The 22,828-nt window shown below is 69.0% G+C and carries 23 protein-coding genes and 1 tRNA gene; 11 read left to right on the top strand and 13 right to left on the bottom strand.

Going from position 1 to position 22,828, the window contains the following annotated elements; translation table 11 throughout:
• Positions 1 to 17: 17 nt before the first annotated feature.
• The 10 genes from ACT9AS_RS03755 to azu all read right to left on the bottom strand — a co-directional run bounded on the left by ACT9AS_RS03755 (position 18) and on the right by azu (position 13,126).
• The gene (locus ACT9AS_RS03755; protein ID WP_445098766.1) at positions 18 to 1,262 is read right to left on the bottom strand and encodes an alginate export family protein; all 1,245 of its coding nucleotides are present in this window, start codon (positions 1,260 to 1,262) and stop codon (positions 18 to 20) included.
• A gap of 142 nt (positions 1,263 to 1,404) precedes the next feature.
• Positions 1,405 to 2,895, bottom strand: a complete 1,491-nt coding sequence (locus ACT9AS_RS03750; RefSeq protein WP_445098765.1) for a UbiD family decarboxylase — start codon at positions 2,893 to 2,895, stop codon at positions 1,405 to 1,407.
• A gap of 76 nt (positions 2,896 to 2,971) precedes the next feature.
• Positions 2,972 to 4,060 (bottom strand): pyridoxal-phosphate dependent enzyme, encoded by a 1,089-nt coding sequence (locus ACT9AS_RS03745; RefSeq protein ID WP_445098764.1) that lies wholly within the window; start codon positions 4,058 to 4,060, stop codon positions 2,972 to 2,974.
• The gene (locus ACT9AS_RS03740; RefSeq protein ID WP_445098763.1) at positions 4,057 to 6,030 is read right to left on the bottom strand and encodes a pyridoxal-dependent decarboxylase; all 1,974 of its coding nucleotides are present in this window, start codon (positions 6,028 to 6,030) and stop codon (positions 4,057 to 4,059) included. Before ACT9AS_RS03740 ends, ACT9AS_RS03745 begins: the two co-directional genes overlap by 4 nt.
• Positions 6,014 to 6,415 (bottom strand): SirB2 family protein, encoded by a 402-nt coding sequence (locus ACT9AS_RS03735; RefSeq protein ID WP_445098762.1) that lies wholly within the window; start codon positions 6,413 to 6,415, stop codon positions 6,014 to 6,016. Before ACT9AS_RS03735 ends, ACT9AS_RS03740 begins: the two co-directional genes overlap by 17 nt.
• A gap of 91 nt (positions 6,416 to 6,506) precedes the next feature.
• On the bottom strand, positions 6,507 to 7,727 hold the full coding sequence (locus ACT9AS_RS03730) for an NnrS family protein (RefSeq protein WP_445098761.1): 1,221 nt from the start codon (positions 7,725 to 7,727) through the stop codon (positions 6,507 to 6,509).
• Positions 7,728 to 7,839: 112 nt separating this feature from the next.
• Positions 7,840 to 10,146 carry a cbb3-type cytochrome c oxidase subunit I gene (locus ACT9AS_RS03725; RefSeq protein WP_445098760.1) on the bottom strand — a complete coding sequence of 769 codons (2,307 nt, stop codon included), beginning with the start codon at positions 10,144 to 10,146 and terminating at the stop codon, positions 7,840 to 7,842.
• 172 nt (positions 10,147 to 10,318) lie between these two features.
• Complete coding sequence (locus ACT9AS_RS03720) at positions 10,319 to 11,071, bottom strand: helix-turn-helix domain-containing protein (RefSeq protein WP_445098759.1); 753 nt, start codon at positions 11,069 to 11,071, stop codon at positions 10,319 to 10,321.
• Between the two features lie 19 nt (positions 11,072 to 11,090).
• Positions 11,091 to 12,503, bottom strand: coding sequence for an oxygen-independent coproporphyrinogen III oxidase (gene hemN / locus ACT9AS_RS03715; RefSeq protein ID WP_445098758.1), 1,413 nt, complete (start codon positions 12,501 to 12,503; stop codon positions 11,091 to 11,093).
• Positions 12,504 to 12,655: 152 nt separating this feature from the next.
• Entirely contained in the window at positions 12,656 to 13,126 is a 471-nt protein-coding gene (gene azu / locus ACT9AS_RS03710; RefSeq protein WP_445098757.1) for an azurin, read from the bottom strand.
• Between the two features lie 141 nt (positions 13,127 to 13,267).
• Between azu and fdxA the strand changes: the two genes are divergently transcribed.
• Both fdxA and ACT9AS_RS03700 read left to right on the top strand, forming a co-directional pair.
• Complete coding sequence (gene fdxA, locus ACT9AS_RS03705) at positions 13,268 to 13,621, top strand: ferredoxin FdxA (RefSeq protein WP_445098756.1); 354 nt, start codon at positions 13,268 to 13,270, stop codon at positions 13,619 to 13,621.
• Between the two features lie 10 nt (positions 13,622 to 13,631).
• Positions 13,632 to 13,868 (top strand): hypothetical protein, encoded by a 237-nt coding sequence (locus ACT9AS_RS03700; RefSeq protein ID WP_445098755.1) that lies wholly within the window; start codon positions 13,632 to 13,634, stop codon positions 13,866 to 13,868.
• Positions 13,869 to 13,946: 78 nt separating this feature from the next.
• On the opposite strand, the gene ACT9AS_RS03695 is transcribed toward ACT9AS_RS03700, so the two are convergent.
• Positions 13,947 to 14,023 (bottom strand) — tRNA-Met (locus ACT9AS_RS03695).
• Between the two features lie 156 nt (positions 14,024 to 14,179).
• On the opposite strand from ACT9AS_RS03695, the gene ACT9AS_RS03690 reads away from it, so the two are divergent.
• From ACT9AS_RS03690 to bfr, 3 genes are all read left to right on the top strand, one after another.
• Positions 14,180 to 14,779: an RNA pyrophosphohydrolase gene (locus ACT9AS_RS03690; protein WP_445098754.1), complete on the top strand. Its 600-nt coding sequence runs from the start codon at positions 14,180 to 14,182 to the stop codon at positions 14,777 to 14,779.
• Between the two features lie 71 nt (positions 14,780 to 14,850).
• Positions 14,851 to 15,066 (top strand): (2Fe-2S)-binding protein, encoded by a 216-nt coding sequence (locus tag ACT9AS_RS03685; protein WP_445099027.1) that lies wholly within the window; start codon positions 14,851 to 14,853, stop codon positions 15,064 to 15,066.
• A gap of 133 nt (positions 15,067 to 15,199) precedes the next feature.
• Positions 15,200 to 15,670, top strand: a complete 471-nt coding sequence (gene bfr / locus ACT9AS_RS03680) for a bacterioferritin (RefSeq protein ID WP_445098753.1) — start codon at positions 15,200 to 15,202, stop codon at positions 15,668 to 15,670.
• Positions 15,671 to 15,680: 10 nt separating this feature from the next.
• Here bfr and ACT9AS_RS03675 read toward each other — a convergent pair whose 3' ends face one another.
• The gene (locus ACT9AS_RS03675) at positions 15,681 to 16,268 is read right to left on the bottom strand and encodes a DUF4126 family protein (RefSeq protein ID WP_445098752.1); all 588 of its coding nucleotides are present in this window, start codon (positions 16,266 to 16,268) and stop codon (positions 15,681 to 15,683) included.
• 67 nt (positions 16,269 to 16,335) lie between these two features.
• On the opposite strand from ACT9AS_RS03675, the gene ACT9AS_RS03670 reads away from it, so the two are divergent.
• The 6 genes from ACT9AS_RS03670 (at position 16,336) to ACT9AS_RS03645 (ending at position 20,740) form a co-directional block, all read left to right on the top strand.
• Entirely contained in the window at positions 16,336 to 17,067 is a 732-nt protein-coding gene (locus ACT9AS_RS03670; RefSeq protein ID WP_445098751.1) for a DUF6776 family protein, read from the top strand.
• Entirely contained in the window at positions 17,067 to 17,534 is a 468-nt protein-coding gene (locus ACT9AS_RS03665) for a polymer-forming cytoskeletal protein (protein WP_445098750.1), read from the top strand. Before ACT9AS_RS03670 ends, ACT9AS_RS03665 begins: the two co-directional genes overlap by 1 nt.
• A 54-nt stretch (positions 17,535 to 17,588) precedes the next feature.
• Positions 17,589 to 18,332 carry a DUF6776 family protein gene (locus ACT9AS_RS03660; protein ID WP_445098749.1) on the top strand — a complete coding sequence of 248 codons (744 nt, stop codon included), beginning with the start codon at positions 17,589 to 17,591 and terminating at the stop codon, positions 18,330 to 18,332.
• A 28-nt stretch (positions 18,333 to 18,360) separates the two neighbouring features.
• A complete protein-coding gene (gene erpA, locus ACT9AS_RS03655) occupies positions 18,361 to 18,750 on the top strand; it encodes an iron-sulfur cluster insertion protein ErpA (protein WP_445099026.1) in 390 nt (129 codons plus the stop codon).
• A 73-nt stretch (positions 18,751 to 18,823) separates the two neighbouring features.
• A complete protein-coding gene (gene nudC, locus ACT9AS_RS03650; RefSeq protein ID WP_445099025.1) occupies positions 18,824 to 19,735 on the top strand; it encodes an NAD(+) diphosphatase in 912 nt (303 codons plus the stop codon).
• 48 nt (positions 19,736 to 19,783) lie between these two features.
• Positions 19,784 to 20,740, top strand: a complete 957-nt coding sequence (locus tag ACT9AS_RS03645) for a cobalamin biosynthesis protein (protein ID WP_445098748.1) — start codon at positions 19,784 to 19,786, stop codon at positions 20,738 to 20,740.
• Between the two features lie 154 nt (positions 20,741 to 20,894).
• On the opposite strand, the gene ACT9AS_RS03640 is transcribed toward ACT9AS_RS03645, so the two are convergent.
• On the bottom strand, positions 20,895 to 22,793 hold the full coding sequence (locus tag ACT9AS_RS03640; protein WP_445098747.1) for an MFS transporter: 1,899 nt from the start codon (positions 22,791 to 22,793) through the stop codon (positions 20,895 to 20,897).
• Between the last annotated feature and the right edge of the window lie 35 nt (positions 22,794 to 22,828).

Genomic DNA, 22,828 nt, shown 5'->3' with positions numbered 1-22,828 from the left:
ATCCCACGACGGATGGCTCAGTAGATGTATTGCAGTTGCAGCCAGACCTTCCGGGTGTCCGCCGTCAACGCGGGGTTGTCGCTGTCGTAGTGCGCGTACTTGAGCAGCCCGCCCAGTCCGTCCACTCCCGGGACCGCGTGGGCGTAGGACAGATCGAGCTCGGTGCCGTAGGAGGCGCCGCCGCGCTCGGCCCGAAAGTCGTGGTACCAGGCCTGCAACGTACCACCGGCGAGCGCGGCGACTGCCCCGAGGTAGCGGTCATCGATACCGTCGGCAGGCGTGGTGCCGAACATGTCGGCCCAGCCCTGGAATTGGTGCTTGGTGGCCAGCGGGGCCTGGAACGCGCGGTTGCCCGGGCCGTCGGCGCCGCCAAGCACCTCCTGCCCGGCCTTGAATTGCACCGGGCCAAGCCGGTAGCCCAGTTCGACCAGGTGGTAGCGGCCGTCCAGCGTCCACGGGGTCCTGCCGCGTTCGTCCTGCCGGGCGTACTCCAGCACGTAGTCGAAGCGGTCGAGCGCGCCATCCACCCGCAGGCCGGTGGTATTGCCTGAAAGCGAGCCGGCCGGGGCGGTGGCGCTGACGGCCAGATCCTCCAGGTCCAGCCGGTACTGGTAGGCGGTTGCCGCCAGCCACGGTGCAAGCGCGTAGCGCAGGTGAAGCAGGTGGCTGTCGCCGCCGCTGTCGGCGCGGTTGGCCGCTGTCGCGTAGGGGCCGTCGTCGGGTCCGAAGACGGTGTTGACCTGCGCGATCCAGGCGTAGCCCAGGGTGAGCTTGCCGGTGGGCGTGAACCGCAGCATCGCGCCGTCGTAGGTCTGTTCGTTCTGGCGCCAGCCCGAGCCTCCGATGAAGCGCTGGTTGTCCAGGTTGATCCGTTGGCGACCGAGGGTCACTTCGCCGTGGTCGGCGCCGTAGCGCAGCAGCGCCTGGTTGACGCCGGCGCCATCGGGGTCGGCCACTACCGCGTGATCGGTGCGACCGTTGCGGGTGTCGTTGTAGCGCCCGCCCAGGCGGGCGACGTCGTCGATCTCGACCAGCGCCGACCAGCCGTTCCACTCGCCGGTCCGGTAGCCCAGGCGGGTGCGCAGGGTATGGGCTTCGGCACCGTGCGGTGTGCTGCCGGAATCGATGTTCTCGTAGCGGTAGCGCAGGTCGAGGATGGGTTCGCCATCGCCGGACGGGGCGCCGGGGCCGGAGTCTGCCAGGACCTGCATGGAGAGCATCAGCAGGGGCAGGGCGAGCCAGCGCGTACGGTGGGTTTGCATGGGTGTGTTCCCGTCGTAAAAGTTGTGCGGACGATAGGAGCGCGCCCACGCGCGCTGATTGACGGGAGTCAAGCCTGCGCGTGAAACGGATGCGGTGCGGAGCGGATTCGGACGAAAGGCAGCTGCGTTCGGCCAGTCCGGGTCAGTCCGGCACGCCGGTGGGCGTCCTGCCCCGCAGCGTGGCCCACAACGCATCCACACGATCCTCCACCGCGGGATCGGACACGATCGGCTGGCTCCATGCGCGCGTGGTCTCGCCGGGCCACTTGCCGGTGGCGTCGATGCCGAGCTTGGAGCCGATGCCGGCGACCGGGCTGGCGAAGTCGAGGTAGTCGATCGGGGTGTTCTCGACCAGCATCGTGTCGCGCGCCGGGTCCACGCGGGTCGAGATCGCCCACAGCACCTGCGACCAGTCGCGCGCGTCGATGTCGTCGTCGACCACGATCACGAACTTGGTGTAAGTGAACTGCCGCAGGTACGACCACACGCCCATCATCATCCGCCGCGCGTGGCCGGCGTACTGCTTGCGGATAGACACCACCGCGATGCGGTAGGAACAGGCCTCCGGCGGCAGGAAGAAGTCGACGATTTCCGGAAAGACTTTCCGCAGCAACGGCACGAACACCTCGTTGAGTGCCATCGCCAGTATCGAGGGTTCGTCATGCGGCGCGCGTCCCATGTAGCTGCCCTGGTAGATCGCGCCGCGGCGCAGGTGCAGGCGTTCGATCGTCAGTACCGGGAAGTGGTCGGCCGCGTTGTAGTAGCCGGTGTGGTCGCCGAACGGACCTTCCAGCGCGGTATCGCCGGGGTGGATCACGCCCTCGATCAGGATCTCGGCACCGGCCGGCGCGTCCAGCCCGGTGCGCTCGCTGTGCCAGACGCGGGTGCGCTCGCCGCGCAGCAGGCCGGCGAACTCGAATTCCGACAACGTGTCGGGCACCGGCGCGACCGCGGCGAGGGTGGTGCACGGGTCGACGCCGATCGCGACCAGCACCGGGAACGGCTTGTCGGGGCACGACGCACGGAAGTCGGCGTAGTCGAGCGCGCCGCCGCGGTGCGGCAACCAGCGCATGATCACCCGGTCCGGGCCGATCACCTGCATGCGATAGATGCCGATGTTCTGCCGCGGCTTGCGCGTGCCGCGGGTGATCACCAGGCCGAGCGTGATAAGGCGGCCGGCATCGCCCGGCCAGCAGCGCTGGATCGGCAGGCGCGCCAGGTCGATCTCGCCGGGGCCGAGCACCTCGTCGTTGAATGCGGTTTCATGCACGCGGCGCGGGGCGACGTGGGCGAGTTGCGCCAGTTCGGGCCAGCTCGACAGCGCCTGGCGCAAGCTGGATGGCCAGCGCGGCTCGCGGATCGCCGCGAGCAGTTCACCGAGTTCGCGCAGGCTCGCCAGCGGTCGTCCGGCGAGTGCCGCTTCGATCCGGTCGCGGTGGCCGAACAGGTTGCCGAGCAACGCATGATTGCTGCCGATCGGCTGTTCCATCAGCAGCGCCGGGCCGCCCTCGCGCAGGGCGCGCAGGCACAGCGCCGTGGATTCGAGTTCGGGGTCGACCGGGGCCGTGACACGTTGCAGTTGACCGCTGCGTTCAAGGCGGGTGAGGAACGAGCGGAGGTCGTGGTCGGCCATCGGATGAGTCGCGGCTGGAGGGACGCGACAGCATCGTCGCGGGTCGGCGATGTGGCGTTGACGTCGGTCAAGCGCGTCAGGACATCTGCCGCCAGTCGCCGCTGGCAATGACCCCGCGCAACGCCACCTCCGCCAGCGCGGGATCCAGCCCGTTGCGTGCCAGCCATTGCGGGTCGTACAGCGTGCGGTCGTAGCGTTCGCCGGGATCGCACAGCAGGCTGACGATGCTGCCGGTCTCGCCGCGCTCGCGCATGCGCGCGGCCAGTTGCAGGCAGGCGACCAGGTTGGTGCCGGACGAGCCGCCGTAGCGGCGGCCGAGGTGTTGCTCCAGCAGGCGCATCGCGGCGATCGAGGCGGTGTCGGGCACTTCGACCACCTCGTCGACGATATCGAACAGGAAGCCCGGTTCGACCCGCGGTCGCCCGATGCCTTCGATCACGGTGGCCTGGCTCGCAACCGCATCGCGATCGCGCGAACGCCACCCGCGGGCAAACGCTGCCCCGGTCGGTTCGGCCACGCACAGCCGCGTATGCAGCCCGCGATAGCGCAGGTAGCGGCCGATCGTCGCCGAGGTGCCGCCGGTGCCGGCGCCGCAGACGATCCACGCCGGATGCGGGTGCGGCTCGTCGGCCAGCTGGCCGATGATCGACTCGGCGATGTTGTTGTTGCCGCGCCAGTCGGTCGCGCGCTCGGCCAGGCCGAACTGGTCGAGGTGGCAGGCACCGTCGGCGGCATGCCACGCGGCGCGTTCGTACACCTGCGACGCGTCGTCGACGAGGTCGCAGTGGCCGCCGAGCGCCTGCACGTCGGCGATCTTGCGCGGCGCGGTGCAGGTGGGCATGACCGCGGTGAACTCCAGTCCGAGCAGGCGCGCGAACCAGGCCTCGGAGATCGCGGTGCTGCCCGACGACGCATCGACCACCCGCTGGCCCGGGCGCAGCCGGCCGTTGCACAGCGCGTACAGGTACAGCGAGCGCGCGAGGCGGTGCTTGAGACTGCCGGTCGGATGCGCGGCCTCGTCCTTGAAGTAGAAGTCGATCCCGGGAAAACCCGGGAACGCCAGTCGCAGCAGGTGGGTGTCGGCCGAGCGCGCGGCTTCGCGGCGCAGCGTTGCGAGCGCATCGATGGTCCAGTCGCGCGGCGCGCCGTCGGCCGCGGCACTCATGGCGCAAGCAGCGCGCGGATGCGCCGGCCGAGATGGTCGAGGTAGAGATCGATGTAGCTGATGTTGTTGGTGTGGTCGATCAGGTACGGGTTCATCAGGGTGTGGCGCAGGATCACGAGCTTGTCGTTGCCATCACCGTCGGGATCGAGCGTCAGCGGGTCGATCCCGATCATCGACAGGATGCGCGCCATCTCGACCTCGCCGACCGCTTCCGGTCGCAGCGTGGTCATCGAGCCGAAGAACTGTTTGAGCTGCAGCGGCTGGCGCGGGTCGCTGCGCAGCTCGTCGTGGAGCGTGCGCACGAACGCGTTGGCGACCGCGAGGTCGGTGTTGCCCGCCGGGTTGATCGCCAGGCACACCAGGTTGCTGTCGGGCGCGAACGGCACCGCGACCCGCGCCACGCTTTCGACCGCGGCGGCCAGGCGCGCGCTGCCCGCGTGGAACGCCTCGGCGGCGAGCACGGTCTGCCGCGGCAGCCGGCCGAAGTGCTGGTGGTCGAGCGGCAGCACCTTGTGGGTGACATACACCGCAGCCGCGGCGGCGCCGGACTTGGAACCCTCGGGCACGAACTGGCCGAGCCGGCGGTAGCGCGCGAGGTAGTTGTCGTCCCTGCTCTGTCCCGGCACGCTGTCGTGGAACACGTAGTCCGCCGCCTCCGCCAGTAGCGCGGTGGCGCGGTGGTCGCGACAGATGAAGGCGCCGGAGCCGTACGGCAGGTAGCCGAGCTTGTGCGGGTCGACCGTGACCGAATCGGTGCGCCCGAGCGCGGCGAACGCGGCATGCACTTCCGGCAGCGGGAAGCGTTCAAAGCCTTCGCCGACTTCTTCGATCGGGCGCAGGCTGCCATCGGGGTTGCGGAAAAGTGTCGCCAGGTAGCCGCCCCAGGCGCCGTCGACATGCACGCTGAAGCCGAGTCCGCGCGCGGTCCAGCGGTCGCGCGCATCGACCACCGCATCGACCGGGTCGACCGTGCCGTATTCGGTAGTGCCGAGCACCGCGACCGCCATCAGCACCGGCTGGCGCTCGCGTTCGCAGCGCTCCAGCGTGGCCTCCAGCGCATCCGCGTCCAGCCGCATGCCGCGCTCGGGCAGCAGCTCCAGTTGCGCGCGCCCGAGGCCGAGCAGCTTAAGACCCTTGCTCCACGAGTAGTGCGCGGTGATCGGCGCGAGCACCTTCGGGACCTTCAGCCCGGGATGGCGGGCGAAGAAGTCGACCATGCCGAGGGTTTCGAGCCGCTGCGCCTGCACCGCCCGGACCCAGCGGCGCTGTTCGCGCACCGGCTGCGCGGCAAGCCAAGTGTTGGCCCGATCGAGCAGGGCGATGCCGGCGTCGGGGCCGAGGTTGAACGCGGTCCAGTCGTCGTCGGGCACGCCGATGCCGGGCACACCGGCGGCGCGCAACGCGACCGGGAACGCCTTCAGCGCCAGCGCCAGGCGCAACGCCTGGTAGTTGGCGACGGTGCCGCCGGAAGTCAGGTGGCCGAACGCGCAATCCGGCCGCGCGGTGTTGTCGGGATAGCCGAGCATCCGCGCCAGCTGCAGTCCGACCTGCACCTCCAGGTCGATCGTGACCGGCGCGGCGTCCTCGCTGACGTTGTTGGGGTTGTAGGGCAGGGTCAGGATCTGCGCGGCCAGCCCCGGCAGCAGCAGGTCGGAGGCCATGTGGCCGATGTAGCGCGGGCTGTGGAACGGTACCGAGCGCTTGAGCGAGGCCGACAGCTGGTGCAGCTCGCGCCGCAGCCGCGCCTCGAACGCCTGGTATTCGGGCAGGCGCGCGGCGTGGGTCGGGATCGCCGGCGGGTCTTCGGGGTGGAAGTTGCGGCGCCAGTAGACGTGGTCGCGCAGGAACTCGACGACGAGCCTCTCCAGCAACGCATCGTTCTCGCCGTACGGACCGAGGAACAGCGCGTCCAGCCAGGGCCGGTCGGTCCCGGTGGCCGCCGGCAGCAGTGCGTCAGCCGAGCAGGCCATGCAGGAACCCCAACGGATGATGCGCGCGGGCGATGCTGTAGACCATGCCGAAGGTCGCCAGCGCGGCGACGTAGCAGACCGCCTTCGCTGCCCGGGTGCGCGCGCGCTTGATCGCGAACACGCCAAGCACGATGTAGACCACCAGCAGCACCAGCTTCGCCGTCAGCCAGCCGTTGGAAAACATCGCGCCGGGCAGGATGGTCAGCAGCATCAGCGCCGCGGTCAGCAGCGACGTGTCGACCGCGTAGCTGGTCCAGCGCACCACCAGCCAGTGCGGCCAGCGCATGTTGGCCAGCACGCCGGCGCCGCGCAGGGCGAAGATCGCGCCGCTGCCCAGGGCGAGGAAGATGTGGACCATCTTGATCTGCGGGTAGAACTCGATCATGGGTTCGCCTGCCTCGATGTCTGTTCTCGTTGCGCCGTCATTTGTTGTCGCGAGCCGTTGCGCGATGGTGCGCTGCTTTCGATCCCGGCAGTCATCCTGGCTTGCCGTCCGCGCGTGGCGCCAGGTAGATCCTTCCGATCCGTACCACCCACGGCGCGAACGCGACCAGCCAGCCGATCGCCGCGACCGCGTGCCATGCCATCGAATCGGGCAGCACCTCGGCACCGACCCGGATCGCCGCGACCACCTGGATCGCGATGAACGCGAACCACGCCGCCGCCGGCATCACCAGCGGCCGGCCCGAATGGCCCTGGGTCACGCGGGTGACCATCGCCACCAGCACGCTGCCGAAGAAGCCGACGAACAGCGCGTGCGCCGGGCCGCGGCCGAGCCAGTACACCCCGGTCATGTCGTACGCGATGCTCTGCCCGAGGTACAGCGCGAACGCCAGCGGCAGCCATGCCATGCCGATGAACAGCACCGACAGGATTCCCGGCTTGTCGCCACGCGGCCACCAGCGCCACAACATCAGCGCGGTGAGCGCCAGCAACGGCGCGTCGACCAGCCACAGCCAGCCGTAGGCATGGAACAGTTCAAGCACCAGGTGGACCAGCGCGAGCGGCCAGAACGCCGCCAGCAACCACAGCGGCTTCCACTGCTGGTAGCCCGGCACCACGCGGCTGGCGAAGAACGGGAACATCCTGTGCGCGACCGTCAGGTACACCGGCAACAGCAACCCGAAGCTGCCGATCTTGATGCTGGCGAATACCCACAACGGCGATGCGCCGAGCACGTACCCGGCCCAGCACAGCATGCCGGCCAGGCCCAGCACCAGCGCCGCGAAGCACGAGCGCGCGTGCCAGTTGCGGGTCTGGTCGCGCCAGACCAGCGAACCGAGGATCAGCAGCCCGGCCAGCCATCCGGCGAGCGTCATCAGCAGGCCGACCATGATGCCGGCGTCCCAGCCGACCGCGCCGAGCAGGGTCGCCAACTGGCCGCCGAACAGGCCCGCGCCGACCGGTGCGTAAAGCCAGCGGTCGACGTCCGGCTGTCCCATCCATTTCGGAAACGTGGTCAGCAGGAAACCGAAGAAGAAGCTCGGCAGCATCTGGTACTGCATGACGAACGCATGCAGCCAGCCGGCGTACGCATCCGGCTGCGGCATCGCCAGCGCCGGCCAGCGCGTCGACGCCAGCCAGCCCGCCCACCACGCCATCGCCAGCAGCAGGTTGGTCGAGCCGATGAAGAACATCAGCCGGTGCGGCGCGGCGGCCAGCAGGCGGGGTGAACTTTGCGGGGTCTGGATGTCCATGGCGGTCAGTGTGGCGGCGCGGGCGTGACGCGGCATTGATCCAGGTCATCCGCCCGTGGCGAAAAAAAGGGGCGGCCGAAGCCGCCCCCTGTTTGCATCGAACGCGACGCGATCAACCTTCCTCGCCGAGTCCCTGCTCGCGTGCCAGTCGCGCCTGCGTCCGCGACGGCTCGCTGACCGGGCGCGGGCCCAACCACAGCGACATCACGAACAGCGCCACCAGGAACGCGCCCACCGCGAGGATGGTGTCGCCCGGCACGCGCAGCCATACCAGCACGTCGATGATCGCGCGGTTCATGAACTCCGCCGAGCGTGCATACCAGTAGCCGTGGGTCAGGTTGGCTTCGAGCTGCAGCACGCCCATCGGCAGCAGGGTCAGCACCGTCATCAGCGCCAGGCCGATGTTGAAGCTCCAGAACGCGCCGCTGAGCAGGCCGTTGATCCAGCGACGCTCCGGCCGCATGCCGCGCAGGCAGTACAGCATCAGGCCGATGCCGAGCATGCCGTAGACGCCGAACAGCGCGGTGTGGCCGTGGGCCGCGGTCAGGTTGGTGCCCTGCATGTAGTAGAGCGCCAGCGGGGTGTTGATCAGGAAGCCGAGCAGGCCGGCGCCCACCAGGTTCCAGAAGCTGACCGCGATGAAGAACAGGATCGGCCACTTGTAGCGTTGCATCCATGGCGTGGCGCGGCCGTTCTTCCAGGTGTCGTAGGCCTCCAGGCCGATCAGCGCCAGCGGCACCACTTCAAGCGCGGAGATACTCGCACCCAGCGCGATGATGCCGGTGGTGACACCCGCGAAGTACAGGTGGTGGAACATGCCGAGCACGCCACCGGCCATGAACACGATGGTGGCGAACAGCACGTTGATGGTCGCCGACTTGCCGCGCACCAGCCCCAGCTTGACGAAGATGAAGCTGATCACCGCGACCGCGAACACCTCGAAGAAGCCTTCCACCCACAGGTGCACGATCCAGAAGCGCCAGTAGGTGATGATCGAGATGTGGGTGTCCTCGCGCCACATCAGGCCTGCCGCGTACAGCAGCGCGATGGCCACGGTGGACAGGAAGAACAAGCCGGAGATCGAGGTGGTCTCGGTCTTCGCACGCAGCGCCGGCCACAGCGCCCGGCCCATCAGCAGCAGCCACAGCAGCAGGCCGATGAACAGGAAGATCTGCCAGAAGCGGCCGATGTCGGTGTATTCCCAGCCCTGGTGGCCGAACCAGAAGTTGTGCTCCAGCCCGAGCGTCTGCATCACCGCGAACCACTGGCCGGCGAACGCGCCGACCACGATCACGATCAGGCACACGAACAGGAAGTTGACGCCGAGGCGCTGGAACTTCGGTTCATGCCCGGACATCGCCGGGGCGAGATAAAGGCCGGTGGCCAGCCACGCGGTCGCGATCCACAGGATCGCCAGCTGTGTATGCCACGTGCGCGTGAGCGCGTAAGGCAGGAAGTCGGCCAGCGCCAGGCCGTAGGCCTCCTGGCCTTCGACCTGGTAGTGCGCGGTGGTCGCGCCGAGCAGGATCTGGGTCAGGAACAGCGCCATCACCAGCCAGAAATACTTGCCGACCGCGCGCATCGACGGCGTCACCACGATGCTCAGCGACGGGTCCTTCAGCGGCGGCTCGATCTTCGGCTCCTTCGCATGCCAGACCGCGTAGTGCCAGGCGAGCAGGGCGATGCCGGCGATCATGAACAGGATCGAGAACATCGACCACATGAAGCTGCTGGCGCTGGGCTTGTTGCCCACCAGCGGCTCGTGCGGGAAGTTGTGGGTGTACGACAGGCCGGTGTCGTCATCCAGCCGTTCGGTGACCGTCGCCCACGCGGCCCAGAAGAAGAACGCGGTCATCTGCCGGCGGTGCTCCATGTCCGGCACCGGGTTCTCGCGCAGGGCGTAGGCCTCGCGCAGGTCCGTGGTGGCCGGGTCGTTGGAGAACACGCTCATGTAGTGCGCGGCCACCTGCGAGATCGCCTGCGCGCGCTCGTCGGAGACGGTGATCGTGCCGGTCTGCGGGTCGTAGGTGTTGCTGCGCAGCTGCGGCCGGATCTGCTGCTCCAGCCGCGCCTGCTCGGGTGCTTCCAGTTCCTCGTAGGTGCTGCCGAACTCCGCGCGGGCGCGTGCGTCGAGCATCGCCACCGCCTCGCGGTGCAGCCATTCGGCCGACCAGTCCGGGGCGAGCAGGGCGCCGTGGCCCCAGATCGAGCCGTTCTGGTGGCCGCCGATGCTCTGCCAGACCTGCCGGCCGGTGTCGATGTCGTCGCGGGTGTACAGCACCTGGCCGCTTTCGCTGACCACCTGCTGCGGGATCGGCGGCGCGGTCTGGTAAAGATCGCGACCGATCCACAGCATGATGCCGAAGCTCACGATCAGCAGGGCACCCAGCCCCAGCCATAACCGCCTCGTCGTATCCATGTATCCGGGTCTCCCATGAAGGTGCGCGCAGTCTGTGCGGAGGCGCGCCGAAGCGACCTGACATGAGTCAAGTCCCCGATGGTTCAGGTCCGGTATTGCCAGGGTTCAGCTTTCGCCCTGGCCCGAATCTGCGTTGCCGGATGTTATGGACGCGTGAACGCGGATAGCGGGACTAGACCCGCAGGACGGGCTCGGCGAGCGCTTCCAGGCGCTCGCGACCGACCAGCTCGAGCTCGCGGCGGTCGACCTGCAGCAGGCCGTCCTGCTGGAACCGCCGCAGCACGCGGCTGACGGTTTCCGGCGCAAGGCGCAGGTAGTTGGCGATGTCGGTTCGCGCCATCGTCAGCTGGAAGCGGTTGGGCGAGAAACCGCGCGCAGCCAGCCGCCGCGACAGCCCGACCAGGAACGCCGCCATGCGCTGGTCGGCGGTCCAGTCGCCGGCCAGCAACGCGGCGCGACCGATGTCGCGGCTGAGCAGGCGGAACAGGTGGCGCTGCAGGCCGGGCAACTGCGCAGCCAGCACCGAGATCTTCGGGAACGAGAACCGGCACAGCATCGCGGTGTCGAGCGCGACCGCGTTGCACGGGTAGCGGTCGCCGTCGATGCCGTCCAGGCCGATCACCTCGCCGGGCAGGTGGAAGCCGAGCACGTGCTCGCGGCCGTCGCGGTCGATCACGTAGGTCTTGACCGTGCCGGCGCGGACCGCGGCGATCGCCTCGAACGGGTCGCCTTCGCGGAAGATGTGCTCGCCGGCGTGGAACGGGCCGACGTGCTCGACCAGCATGTGCAGGTCGTGCAGGCCGCCCTTGTCCATGCCTTCGTCGAGGCACGCCTGCGAGAACGCGCAGGTCGAGCAGAAATTCAGCCGGTCACCGTCGTCGGCGAGCGTGCGCTCGTCCTGCCGCGGGAACACGGTCGGCTTCATGCCGGCTTCCATGCAACCCTCAGATCGCGCGGGAGAAGCGCGGCGTGGTGGTGTCGGCGGGTCGGGCGGGGCCCGGCGTGTGTAGGTAATGGTCGAAGCACATCGCCATGTTACGCAGCAGCAGGCGCCCGCGCGAGGTCGCGATGATCCGGTCCGGCTCGATCCGCGCCAGGCCGTCGTCGATCAGCGGCTGCAGGCGCTCCAGCGCGTCGGCGAAATAGTCGCGGAAATCGATCAGGTAGCGCCGCTCCAGCGCGCCGATCGGGATCTCGCCCTGGCACATCAGGCGCTGGATCAGGTCGGCGCGCAGCTGGTCGTCCTCGTTCAGGCGCATGCCACGGAACACCGGCAGCCGGCCTTCGTCGAGCGCGATCTGCCAGCTCGGCAGGTCGCGCGGGTTCTGGCTGAAGCTGTCGCCGATGTGGCTTATCGCACTGACGCCGAGCCCGACCAGGTCGGTGTCGGCATGGGTGGTGTAGCCCATGAAGTTGCGGTGCAGGCCGCCGCGCTGCTGGGCGGTGGCGAGGTCGTCGTCGGGCAGGGCGAAGTGGTCCATGCCGATGTAGACATAGCCGGCGACGGTGAGCTTCTCGATCGCCAGCTGCAGCAGGCCGAGCTTTTCGCTGGCCGACGGCAGGTCTTCGGCATTGATCCGGCCCTGCGCCTTGAACAGCTCCGGCAGGTGCGCGTAGCTGTAGACCGCCAGCCGGTCCGGCCGGGCCGCGACCACGGTGTCGAGCGTGCGTGCGAAGCCGATGTGGGATTGTTTCGGCAAGCCGTAGATCAGGTCGACGTTGACCGAGCGCATGCCGTTGTCGCGGCAGGCGTCGATGATCGCGACGGTCTCCTCGACCGACTGGATGCGGTTGACCGCCTGCTGCACCGCGGGGTCGAAATCCTGCACCCCGAGGCTGGCGCGGTTGAAGCCGATCGCCGCCAGTTCGGCGACGTCGGCCGGCTTGACGAAACGCGGGTCGAGTTCGATCGACAGGTCGCGCTTGCGCGAGTCGGAGAAGCGGAAGTGGCTGCGCAGGCTGTCGACCACGTCGGCCAACTGCGCCGGCGACAGGAAGTTGGGCGTGCCGCCGCCGAAGTGCAACTGGATCACCTCGCGGTCGCGGTCGAACAGCTCCGCCATCATCGCGATCTCGCGGTACAGACGCACCAGGTAGGTTTCGCCGCGGGCGAGATCGCGGGTGATGATGCGGTTGCAGCCGCAGTAGAAGCACGGGCTCATGCAGAACGGCACGTGCACGTACAGCGACAATCGGCGCGGGATCGGGTCGCCGTTGCTGGCCGTCGCCGCCTCGCGCAGCTGCGCCTCGCCGAACGCACTGCTGAACTGCGGCGCGGTCGGGTAGGACGTGTAGCGCGGGCCGGGCCGGTCGTAGCGGCGCAGCAGCTCGGTATCGAAGGCGGGGGTGGTCGTCATGCGGTACAGGCTAGGTGCGGGCCGGGAGCCCCGCCTTGACTGCCGTCAACCGCGCCGCATTCAGCAAAGGCCGGGGGATAAAGAAAAAGCGGCGGCCGATTCTCCATCGGTCGCCGCCGTTTGCGGTTGCCGGCAGGCCGGCGCGTGGGCGGTCAGCTGCCGAGCTTCAGCGTGCCCTTCATGATCGCGGAATGCCCCGGGAAGGTGCAGACGAAGTTGTACTGCTCGCCGGCCTTGAGCTTGGCGACCGGGATCTTGACCGTGGTCGACTCGCCGCCGCCGATGACCTTGCTGGCGGCGATCACGCGGCTGTCGCCGGCCTTGACGTAGTTGGCGGCACCGCCGGCCTTCATGCCGTCGGCGTTGATGCCGGCGATGTCGGCGCTCTTGCCGACCACGAAGTTGTGGCCCATCACGGTCTTGGGCAACTGGCCGATGTGCTTGAGGGTGACGGTGAAGTCCTTGCACGACGCCGGTACGACCAGCTCGCTGGTGGTGAACTTCATCGCGTCGGTGCTCTCGACCGTCGCACTGCAGGTGGCGGCATTGGCCGGACTGGCCATGAACATCGCCGGCAGGGCCACGGCACCAAGCACGGCAGCGAGGGAAAGCTTGCGGATCATCGGTTTGCTCCAGTGGGGTTGTTCTTTTCGACGGGTGCAGTCTCGCGCGGGACCGGCCCGGGCGAATTGATCCAGATCAGGGCGACGGCACATCGTTGGACCGAACATTCCGCCGTACCCGAAGCGCCAGGAGGACGGCACATGACCCACGTCGTCACCGAGAACTGCATCAACTGCAAGCACACCGATTGCGTCGAGGTGTGCCCGGTCGACTGCTTCCACGAAGGCCCCAACTTCCTCGTCATCGACCCGGTCGAATGCATCGACTGCACCCTGTGCGTCGACGAGTGCCCGGTCGGCGCGATCTACGCCGAGGACGATGTCCCCGCCGGGCAGGAACCGTTCATCGCGATCAACGCCGAACTGGCGCCGACGTGGCCGGTGATCGACAAGCGCATCCCGGCAATGCCGGACGCGGCCAAATGGGACGGCGTGCCGGACAAGCTCGCGCTGCTGATCCGCCAGGCCGTCGTGCCGGAACCGGAAAACACCTGAGGACCGAACCGTGGAATGCCGACTCACCCCCGACGCACCGCTGCCGCAGCCGGAACTGATCGAGGGCGCGCTGCTGGACGCCGACCCCGCCGCCGTGTTCGACGTCGATCCGGCCGGCGGCCTGCGCATCGCCACCTCGCTCGGCGTCGATGAACTGCGCGCGCTGCTGCATGGACTCGGCTGCGAGGTGGGGCGCGGGCAGGTCGAGGTGTTGCCTTCGATCTGCTGCGGCGGGTGTAGCGGATAGCATCGCCGCGCGGGGCGTATCGCAGGCAGCCGCCCACAAAAAAACCCGCGAAATCGCGGGCTTGCGTGTGTTCCCAGATGGTGGCTATGGGTGGACTCGAACCACCGACCCCAGCATTATGAGTGCTGTGCTCTAACCGGCTGAGCTACATAGCCACGGGGAACCGGCAATTTTCCCGGTCCACGGCCGGGCTGTCAACGGTCGGGACCAACCGCCCGCCGCGCCTGCGGGTTGTGCGCCTTGTTGTCCCCGCCTCCACGTGGCAGAGTCGATGGCAGTGACGCAAGTCAAATGAATCAGGAGTCCGCATCGTGATCGATCCGGACGGTTTCAGACCCAACGTCGGCATCGTTCTGATGCATCCCGATGGCCGGCTTTTCTGGGCACGCCGCATCCGGCGTGATGGCTGGCAGTTCCCGCAGGGCGGGATGAACACCGACGAGACCCCGCAGGAGGCGATGTTCCGCGAACTGCGTGAGGAAACCGGGCTGCTGCCCGAGCACGTCGAAGTGCTCGGCGCGACCCCCGGCTGGTTGCGCTACCGCCTCCCGCAACGTGCGATCCGCCGCAACGACCGGCTGGTCTGCATCGGCCAGAAACAGGTCTGGTTCCTGCTGCGGCTGACCGGCCAGGAGTCGGACCTGCGGCTGGACCTGACCGACAAGCCCGAGTTCGACCACTGGCGCTGGGTCGACTTCTGGTACCCGCTGGAGCACGTGGTGGTCTTCAAGCGCGGCGTCTATACCAGCGCCCTGCGCCACCTGGCGCCGGTGGCGCAGCGGCTGGTCGGGGCGCAGGCGGTGCCGCTGCCCGGGCCGGAGGTGCGTGGCCATGGCTGGAACCGTCAGCGGCCGCGCACGCGACCGGGCCCGGCGCCGGCGCGAGGCGATGGCGGCGGTCGCCAGTCATAGAATTGACAATCATTCTCATTCGTAGTTGAATGCGGCTGCAGCCAGTCCGGCTGCCAGCCCCGCCGCCGCGCATGTACGTCTGCATCTGCAACGGAGTCACCGACCACGACATCCGCCACGCCGCGGAAGCCGGTTGCAGGACGATGGCCGAGTTGACCATGCGGACCGGCGCCGGCTCCAGTTGCGGCAGTTGCGTCGAGATGGCCAGCCAGTTGCTGGCGCAGTCACGCGCGGTCCAGGCACTGCCGCTGCCGTTGTTGCAGCCCGGCCTGCAACACGCCGCCTGACGGCTCGCGGCCTGCTGGCCGCACTCCCGTAAAAGCCACTGATTCGCGACTGCGGATGCACTCGATTCGTGTTCCGTCACGCCCCGTTCCGACGCATTAGAGTGGCGCCATTCCCCGCATCCGGAGCATGGCCATGAAAGGCGACGCCAAGGTCATCGAGCTGCTCAACAAGGCGCTCTACAACGAACTCATCGCGATCAACCAGTACTTCCTGCACGCCAAGATGCTGAAGAACTGGGGCCTGAAGGAACTGGCCGACCACGAGTACCACGAGTCGATCGACGAGATGAAGCACGCCGACAAGCTGTCGGAACGCATCCTGTTCCTCGAGGGGCTGCCGAACTTCCAGTCGCTGGGCAAGCTGCGCATCGGCGAGGGCCCGCGCGAGGTGCTGGCCTGCGACCTGGCGCTGGAGCTGGACGCGCTGCCGACACTGCGCGAGGGCATCGCCCATTGCGAGCAGGTCGGAGACTTCACCAGCCGCCAGCTGTTCGCCGACATCCTCGATTCGGAGGAGGAGCACATCGACTGGATCGAGACCCAGCTCGACCTGATCGAGCGCATCGGCGAGCAGAACTACCTCGCGCGCAAGATCGAGGACTGACCGGCCGGATTCAGGTCCGGTCGATCGTCGGTCGCGGCTGGCGGCGGAAGATCTTCCGCCACAGCCACCACACCAGCGCACCGATCGTCAGGCTGGCCAGCACCACCAGCGCCAGCGCGATCCACGGGTAGTTGAACACCAGCGCCAGGCCGCCGACGGTGGCGACGTCCTCGCCGATCGAGGCGGTCCAGTTGCTGACCGGTTCCGGCGAGGTGTTGAGCAGGGCGCGCGAACCGCTCTTGATCAGGTGGCTGGTCAGCGCGACCCCTGCGCCGGCCGCCAGCGTGCCGATGCCGAGGTCGCCGTCGGGCGACATCGTCGCCGCCGCGAGGAATGCGCCCGCCGGCACCCGCAGCAGGGTATGCGCCAGGTCCCAGCCCGAATCGACCCCCGGGATCTTGTCGGCGAAGAACTCGGCGATCGCGAGGACACCGGAGACGCCGATCACCCACGGCGAGGCCGTCACCTCCAGCGCCTGGGGCAGGTCCAGCCAGCCGAAGAACCCGGCAAGGCCGACCCCGAACACCGTCAGGTAGACCCGCACCCCGGCCAGCCAGGCCAGGACTACGCCAATTGCGAACAGGTGCGCATCCGACATCGGGGCATCCCCGCTAGACTTGGGGCGAGTATAGGGGAGTGACGGCGGTCGCCGCCGTCCGGGGACAATGGGTCGGACAACACCTTCAAGCTATGTGATCGTGCCGCGCGCGCCCGATCGCCGGCCGGTATTCCGGGTGGCGATGACGCTGGGCTGGGCGCTTTCGCTGGTGCTCGCGTGGATGGCTGCCAGCTGGTACGTCGCCCCGCAACTGCCCGGCATCAGCGCATCGCTGCAGACCACCCGTGCCCAGTTGCAGCAGGCCCGGGCCCGGGTACGCGCGCTGGACCAGCGCCAGGCCACGCTCGAGCGATCCGACCAGATCAGCCGCGCCGCCAACCACCAGGTCCAGCAGGAGCTGGCCGCGCGCGACCAGCAGATCGCCGATCTCAAGGCCAACCTCGCGTTCTACGAGCGCCTGGCCGGCGCGACCCGCAAGCCCAAGGGCCTGAGCGTCCACTCGGCCGAATTCCTGCCGGAGGCCGGCGGCACCTGGCACTACGAGCTGATGCTGACCCAGAGCCTCAACCGCGGCGCGGTCAGCACCGGCCAGTTGCGCTTCGTGGTCGAGGGAGTCAAGGACGGCAAGCTCGCCACGGTCGACTGGAACCGCCTGCACCAGCGCGACGACGCGCCCGCGCAGGCCTATTCGTTTCGCTATTTCCAGCAGCTCAAGGGCAGCGTGATGCTGCCCGAGGGCTTCGTCCCGCAGCGGGTGCGGGTGTCATTGCGCGGCGAGAACGCGTCGCTCGACCAGGCCGTGGCCTGGGTCCAACCTTCCGGAACCGGGGATACCTGATGTTGAAGAACAAGACCAGCAAGCTGCCCGAGGGCCAGATCGACACCCTGATCGGTCCGCAGGTGGTGATCCGCGGCGACCTGCAGTTCAGCGGCGGGCTGCACATCGAGGGCCGGGTGATCGGCAAGCTGGTCGCCGCCGAAGGCGAGAAGGCGGTGCTGACCCTGGCCGAAAGCGGCAGCATCGAAGGCGAGATCCATTCGCCGGTGGTGGTGATCAACGGCCGCGTCGACGGCGACATCCATTGCAGCGAGCGGCTGGAGCTGGCCTCGCGCGCGCGGGTGCAGGGCAACGCGCATTACAAGGTGGTCGAGATGGCCGCCGGTTCGACCCTGACCGGCCGACTGCTGCACGTGGAGGCGGAGCAGGCCGCGGCCGGCCATGGCGAGGTCGCGCAGTTCCCCGGCCGTGCGGCCGAGCTGCCCGAAACTGAAGGGATGGTGGACGTCAGCGCCGTCACCGGCTGACCCCCGCGCCACCGGCGTTGTAGTCTGGCCACCGCTCCCCGAATGGCGGCATCGATGGCCAGTACGCCCACCCCCTCCCACCCGGCCCGCAATTGGCGGATCGCGCTGGTTGTCGCGATCGCGCTGGCGCTCGCGTTCGGTGGCTGGGGTTTGTGGCGGGTACTTTCACCGGCCTCGACCGACATCCGCGCGCAGTTGGCCGACAGCGAGGCCGCGCGCGAGCAGCTGCAGTCCGAGCATGAGGAGCTGCAGCAGCGCGTCGCCACCCTGGGCCGGTCCGACCAGATCAGCCGCGAGGCCAACCGCGAGTTGCAGGGCACCCTGGCCGAACGCGACGAGGAAATCGCCGGCCTGCGCGCCGACGTCGCCTTCTACGAACGCCTGGTCGGCGCCACCGCGCAGCGCCACGGGCTCAGCGTGCACGCGCTGGCGATGCAGTCGCAGAGCGTGCAGGCGCGCGACGGCACCGCCTGGCATTTCAAGACGACGCTGACCCAGAACCTCAACCGCGGCGCGGTCAGTGCCGGCCAGCTGACCCTGGAGGTCGAGGGCACCAACGGCGGCAAACTGCAGACGCTGGACTGGGACGCGCTGCGGCAGCAGCCGGATTCGGACGGCGTGGCGTATTCGTTCAAGTATTTCCAGCAGGTCGAGGGCGACGTGTTCCTGCCCGAAGGCTTCAGCCCGGTGCGGGTGACCGTGCATCTGGAACCGCGCTCGGGTGCGGCGATCGAGCATTCGTTCACCTGGGCCGAGGCGACAGGGGCGGCCGGCAGCGCGGCGACCGAGCTTGAATGACGCGATGGTGCCCCCCATCCTTGAGCGCATGAAGGACGTGATCACCCCGCTACCCGGATTGCCCGCCGAACCGGGCTACCAGTCGCTCGACCGCCCACTGCAGTTCACTTCGGCGGCCGCGGCGAAGGTCCGCGAGCTGGTCCGCGAGGAAGGCAACGACGCGCTCAAGCTGCGGGTCTACATCCAGGGCGGCGGCTGCTCGGGCTTCCAGTACGGCTTCGAGTTCGACGAGGAGCAGGGCGAGGACGACCTGGCGGTGCAGACCGACGGCGTCACCCTGCTGGTCGACCCGTTGAGCCTGCAATACCTGATGGGCGCCGAGGTCGACTACACCGAGAGCCTGCACGGCGCGCAATTCGTGATCCGCAATCCCAACGCCAAGACCACCTGCGGTTGCGGGTCGTCGTTCTCGGCGTGAGTACACGGGCGTGAGCGGCATCGCGCCCTTCGCCTTTGTCGGCCCCGGCGCCTTCGCAGGCGCCGACACGCGGATTCCCGCCGCCGACCCGGCCTGCCACGGCGTGCTCGACCGCGCCGACGCCCTGCGTGGCGACCCGGAAGCGCTGGCGGCGTTGTGGCCGACCGCGCGGGTGGTGCTGCTGGACGATGACGGCCAGGCGCTGACCGACGGCGACGGCGCGCTGTTCGCCCCGACCGGCGCGCAGGTCAGCGAAGGACCCGGCGGCACCGGCGCGTCGATCTTCCTGGGACGCGATGGGGACGGGTGCGGCTGGTTCGCGCTCGATGCCGCATTGACCGCGTTGGAGGCACCCGGCCGGATCGACCTGCGCAGCGCCGCGGGGCATTGGCCGGCATTCGACGCCGGCGTGTTCGCTCAGGCCCGCGCATTGCAGCACTGGCGTCGCCGGCATCGCCACTGCGGCGTGTGCGGCGGCACCCTCGGATTCTCGCGCGGTGGCTGGCTCGGCCGCTGCGATGGCTGCGGGATCGAACACTATCCGCGCACCGACCCGGCGATCATCGTGGCGGTCACCGACGGCGCGCGCATCCTGCTTGGCCGCCAGCGCGGCTGGGCGGCGCAGCGTTACTCGGTGCTGGCAGGCTTTGTCGAACCCGGTGAAACGCTGGAGCAGACCGTCGCCCGCGAGGTGCTGGAGGAAACCGGCGTGCGCGTGCGCGGCTGTCGTTACCTCGGCTCGCAGCCGTGGCCGTTCCCGGGCCAGTTGATGCTGGGTTTCATCGCGAGTGCCGAGCCCGACGAGCCGCGGGTCGACGATGAACTGGAAGACGCGCGCTGGTTCGACGCCGACGAGATCCGCGCGGCCCGTGCACGCGATGGTGACGAGGATGATGACGGCGTGCGGCTGTCGGCGCCGCTGTCGATCTCGCGCTGGCTGATCGAGCAGTGGCTGCGCGAGATCGAAGGCGACGCCTCGCGCTAGAATCGAGCCGTGGTCGCGCAGCCGCGCGCGACACCGGAGGAAGCCCGCATGTCAGTCACCCTGATCGCCGCCGTCGTCGCGCTCGTGCTCGGCCACCTGGCCCCGTCACTGGCGGCCACGGTGCGGCAGTACGGGTGGTATCGCGACTGGATCGGCTGGCTCAACCGGCAGTTCCCGGATGACGGCTTCTGGCGTGGGCAATGGGGCATCGCGCTGGCGCTGGTGCCGCCGCTGCTGGTGGTGGGGTTTTTCCAGATTGCGCTGGATGCGCAGTTGCTGGGCGTGGCCGAACTGCTGTTCGGCGTCGCGGTGCTGTTCTACGCCTGGGGACCGCGCGACCTCGACCGCGACGTCAACGCGGTGCTCGATGCGCCCGACCCGCTGGCGCGCGCCGAGGCCGCGGCCTGGCTGTCGAACGACGGCAACCCGTCACTGGCCCCGGGCAACCTGGTCGAGTCGGTGTTCCGCAACGCGATGCGTCGCTGGTTCGCGGTGCTGTTCTGGTTCCTGCTGCTCGGCCCGGTCGGCGCGGTCCTGTACCGGCTGCTGGTGGTGTCGGTCACCGCACCGGCGGCCGCCGAACCGTCGCGCAACCTGCCTGGCGGCACCGCGCGCGGCGCCCGCTTCCTGCTGGCGTTGCTGGAATGGCCGGTCGCGCAACTGATGACGCTGTCGCTGGCGCTGGTCGGAAACTTCGATGCGGTGCTCGGCGCCTGGCGCGCCAGCGGCGGCGCTTCGCTGCGGCTGGACAAGCGCTTCCTCGGTGCGGTCGCCCGGGCCAGCGTGCGCAGCGAACTCGCCGAGGAGGCCGCCGATTACGCCGCCAGCCAGGCCGACGATGGCGCCGGCGAAAGCGGGGTCACCGCGTCCGGCGCGGCGGTGGCCACCGGTTCCGGCATGTCCGAACTTCCCGAACTGCGCGACGCCATGAGCCTGGTCTGGCGCTGCCTGCTGGTGTGGCTGGCGGTGCTGGCGCTGTTCGTGATCGCCGGCTTCGTGAGCTGACGGGGCCCGCGAAGCGCACCCTGTAGGAGCGACGTAAGTCGCGACCGCACGGCGAACCCGGACACCAGTGAAATCGCGACTTACGTCGCTCCTACAACGTAGCCCACGCTTCCTCGACCCGGTCCAGGCGCCTGCGTCGCATGGACCGAACCACCTACGCCACGCCTCCCCGCAACTCGCGTACCTGCGCCTCAAGCCCGGCCGCGCTGGCTCCACAACCTTCCACCGGCGCCCCCGCCACCACCTCCACGTGCGCGCGGAACCGTCGCGGCACCCGCATCCGCGCGAGCCGCCCATCGCGCCGGCTCCACATGCTCGCCCACATCCCGCGCAACGCCATCGGCACCACCGGCACCGGCCGTCCGGCCTGCGCCGCGCGTTCGAGGATCTTTTCGACGCCGGACTTGAACGCCCCGATCTCGCCATCGGACGTCAGCCGGCCCTCGGGGAAGATCCCGACGACCTGTCCATCGGCCAGCGCCGCATCGATCTCGTCGAACGCGCGCTGCATCAGCGCGGGATCCTCGCGCGCACCCGCGATCGGAATCGCCTTGGCGGTGCGGAAGATCCAGCGCATGACCGGCACGTTGAAGATCCGGTAGTACATGACGAAGCGCACCGGCCGCGGAACGCTCGCGGCCAGTATCAACGCGTCCATGTAGCTGACGTGGTTGCACACCACCAGCGCCGCGCCCTCGTCGGGCACGTGGTCGATGCCACGCGCGCGCAGCCGGTACAGCGCGCGCACCAGCACCCAGCTGAGGAAGCGCATCAGGAACTCGGGCACGATCGTGAAGATCCAGATCGCGACCAGCGCATTGGCCACCGCCAGCGCGAGGAACACCTGCGGGATCGTCCAGCCGAGCCAGCGCTGCACCGCCAGCGCCGACAACGCCGCCAGCACGATGAAGCCGGAGTTCTGGATGTTGAGCCCGGCGAACACCCGCGACATCTCCGACTTCGGCGTGCGCGACTGGGTCAGCGCGAACAGCGGCACCACGAAGAAACCGGTGAACAGGCCGATCCCGAGCAGGTCGACGACCGTGCGCCACGCCCCGGGCTGCTGCAGGAAGCCGGCCACGTCCAGCCCCGCCACCGTCGCCGCGTCCGGCCGCGCCAACGCCAGGTCGAGCAGGAACGCGGTCATGCCGAACGCGCCCAGCGGCACCAGCCCGATCTCGACCGTGCGCGCCGACAGGCGCTCGCACAGCATCGAGCCGGCGCCGGTGCCGACCGAGAACAACGCCAGCGCGAGGATGTACAGCGTCGCCGAGCCGCCCAGGTAGACCTCGGCATAGGTCGGCAACTGGCCGGTCAGCACCGTGCCGACGAACCAGAACCACGACACCCCGAGGATCGCGTTGCGCACCGCCAGCTGCCTGCGCGCCAGCTTCAACACCGCGATCGATTCGGGAATCGGGTTCCAGTTGACCTCGAGGTCCGGCGCCCCGGCCCCGGCTTTCGGGATCGCCCGGCTGACCAGGTGCCCGGTGATCGCCAGCGCGATGATCGCGCCGCCGGCCACCCACGGCCCGCTGGCGCCGGCCATCGCGAAGATCGAGCCGCCGAGGATCATCCCCAGCAGGATCGAGATCGACGTGCCCATCTCGACCAGGCCGTTGCCGCCGGTCAGCTCGCGCGGCTGCAGCACCGCCGGCAGGATCGAATATTTGACCGGCCCGAACAGGGTCGACTGCACGCCGGTCAGGAACAGCGCCACCAGCAGCACCACCAGGTTGGTGGTGACGAAGCCGACCGCCGCCAGCGACATGATCGCGATCTCCATCGCCGTGGTGATCCGGATCAGCGTCGACTTCTCGGTGCGCTCGGCGATCTGCCCGGCCAGCGCCGAGAACAAAAAGTACGGCAGGATGAACAACGCCGGCGCGAGGTTGGTGTACAGCGTCTTCTGCTCGGCGCTGACGCCAAGCCAGAACAGCAGGCCGATGATCGCCTGGCGGTAGACGTTGTCGTTGAACGCGCCCAGCGACTGGGTCAGGAAGAACGGCAGGAAGCGGCGTTGCCGCAGCAATGCGTACTGGTTGGTCGACATGCGGCCCCCGGGGTCTGCGGGGAGCCTAGCAGACG

Source organism: Lysobacter sp. F60174L2, assembly GCF_052547135.1.
The sequence above is the reverse complement of the archived record's forward strand: the minus strand, read 5'-3'. Positions and strand labels throughout refer to the sequence as shown.

Excerpts from the sequence above, each read along its gene's own strand:
- ACT9AS_RS03755 (WP_445098766.1), bottom strand. The coding sequence starts at position 1,262 with ATGCAAACCCACCGTACGCGCTGGCTCGCCCTGCCCCTGCTGATGCTC.
- ACT9AS_RS03675 (WP_445098752.1), bottom strand. The coding sequence starts at position 16,268 with ATGTCGGATGCGCACCTGTTCGCAATTGGCGTAGTCCTGGCCTGGCTG.
- ACT9AS_RS03645 (WP_445098748.1), top strand. The coding sequence starts at position 19,784 with ATGTCAGTCACCCTGATCGCCGCCGTCGTCGCGCTCGTGCTCGGCCAC.
- azu (WP_445098757.1), bottom strand. The coding sequence starts at position 13,126 with ATGATCCGCAAGCTTTCCCTCGCTGCCGTGCTTGGTGCCGTGGCCCTG.
- ACT9AS_RS03685 (WP_445099027.1), top strand. The coding sequence starts at position 14,851 with ATGTACGTCTGCATCTGCAACGGAGTCACCGACCACGACATCCGCCAC.
- ACT9AS_RS03735 (WP_445098762.1), bottom strand. The coding sequence starts at position 6,415 with ATGATCGAGTTCTACCCGCAGATCAAGATGGTCCACATCTTCCTCGCC.
- ACT9AS_RS03720 (WP_445098759.1), bottom strand. The coding sequence starts at position 11,071 with ATGAAGCCGACCGTGTTCCCGCGGCAGGACGAGCGCACGCTCGCCGAC.
- bfr (WP_445098753.1), top strand. The coding sequence starts at position 15,200 with ATGAAAGGCGACGCCAAGGTCATCGAGCTGCTCAACAAGGCGCTCTAC.
- erpA (WP_445099026.1), top strand. The coding sequence starts at position 18,361 with ATGAAGGACGTGATCACCCCGCTACCCGGATTGCCCGCCGAACCGGGC.
- ACT9AS_RS03640 (WP_445098747.1), bottom strand. The coding sequence starts at position 22,793 with ATGTCGACCAACCAGTACGCATTGCTGCGGCAACGCCGCTTCCTGCCG.
- hemN (WP_445098758.1), bottom strand. The coding sequence starts at position 12,503 with ATGACGACCACCCCCGCCTTCGATACCGAGCTGCTGCGCCGCTACGAC.
- ACT9AS_RS03665 (WP_445098750.1), top strand. The coding sequence starts at position 17,067 with ATGTTGAAGAACAAGACCAGCAAGCTGCCCGAGGGCCAGATCGACACC.
- fdxA (WP_445098756.1), top strand. The coding sequence starts at position 13,268 with ATGACCCACGTCGTCACCGAGAACTGCATCAACTGCAAGCACACCGAT.
- ACT9AS_RS03740 (WP_445098763.1), bottom strand. The coding sequence starts at position 6,030 with ATGGCCTGCTCGGCTGACGCACTGCTGCCGGCGGCCACCGGGACCGAC.
- ACT9AS_RS03725 (WP_445098760.1), bottom strand. The coding sequence starts at position 10,146 with ATGGATACGACGAGGCGGTTATGGCTGGGGCTGGGTGCCCTGCTGATC.
- ACT9AS_RS03730 (WP_445098761.1), bottom strand. The coding sequence starts at position 7,727 with ATGGACATCCAGACCCCGCAAAGTTCACCCCGCCTGCTGGCCGCCGCG.
- ACT9AS_RS03745 (WP_445098764.1), bottom strand. The coding sequence starts at position 4,060 with ATGAGTGCCGCGGCCGACGGCGCGCCGCGCGACTGGACCATCGATGCG.
- ACT9AS_RS03750 (WP_445098765.1), bottom strand. The coding sequence starts at position 2,895 with ATGGCCGACCACGACCTCCGCTCGTTCCTCACCCGCCTTGAACGCAGC.
- ACT9AS_RS03670 (WP_445098751.1), top strand. The coding sequence starts at position 16,336 with ATGGGTCGGACAACACCTTCAAGCTATGTGATCGTGCCGCGCGCGCCC.
- ACT9AS_RS03660 (WP_445098749.1), top strand. The coding sequence starts at position 17,589 with ATGGCCAGTACGCCCACCCCCTCCCACCCGGCCCGCAATTGGCGGATC.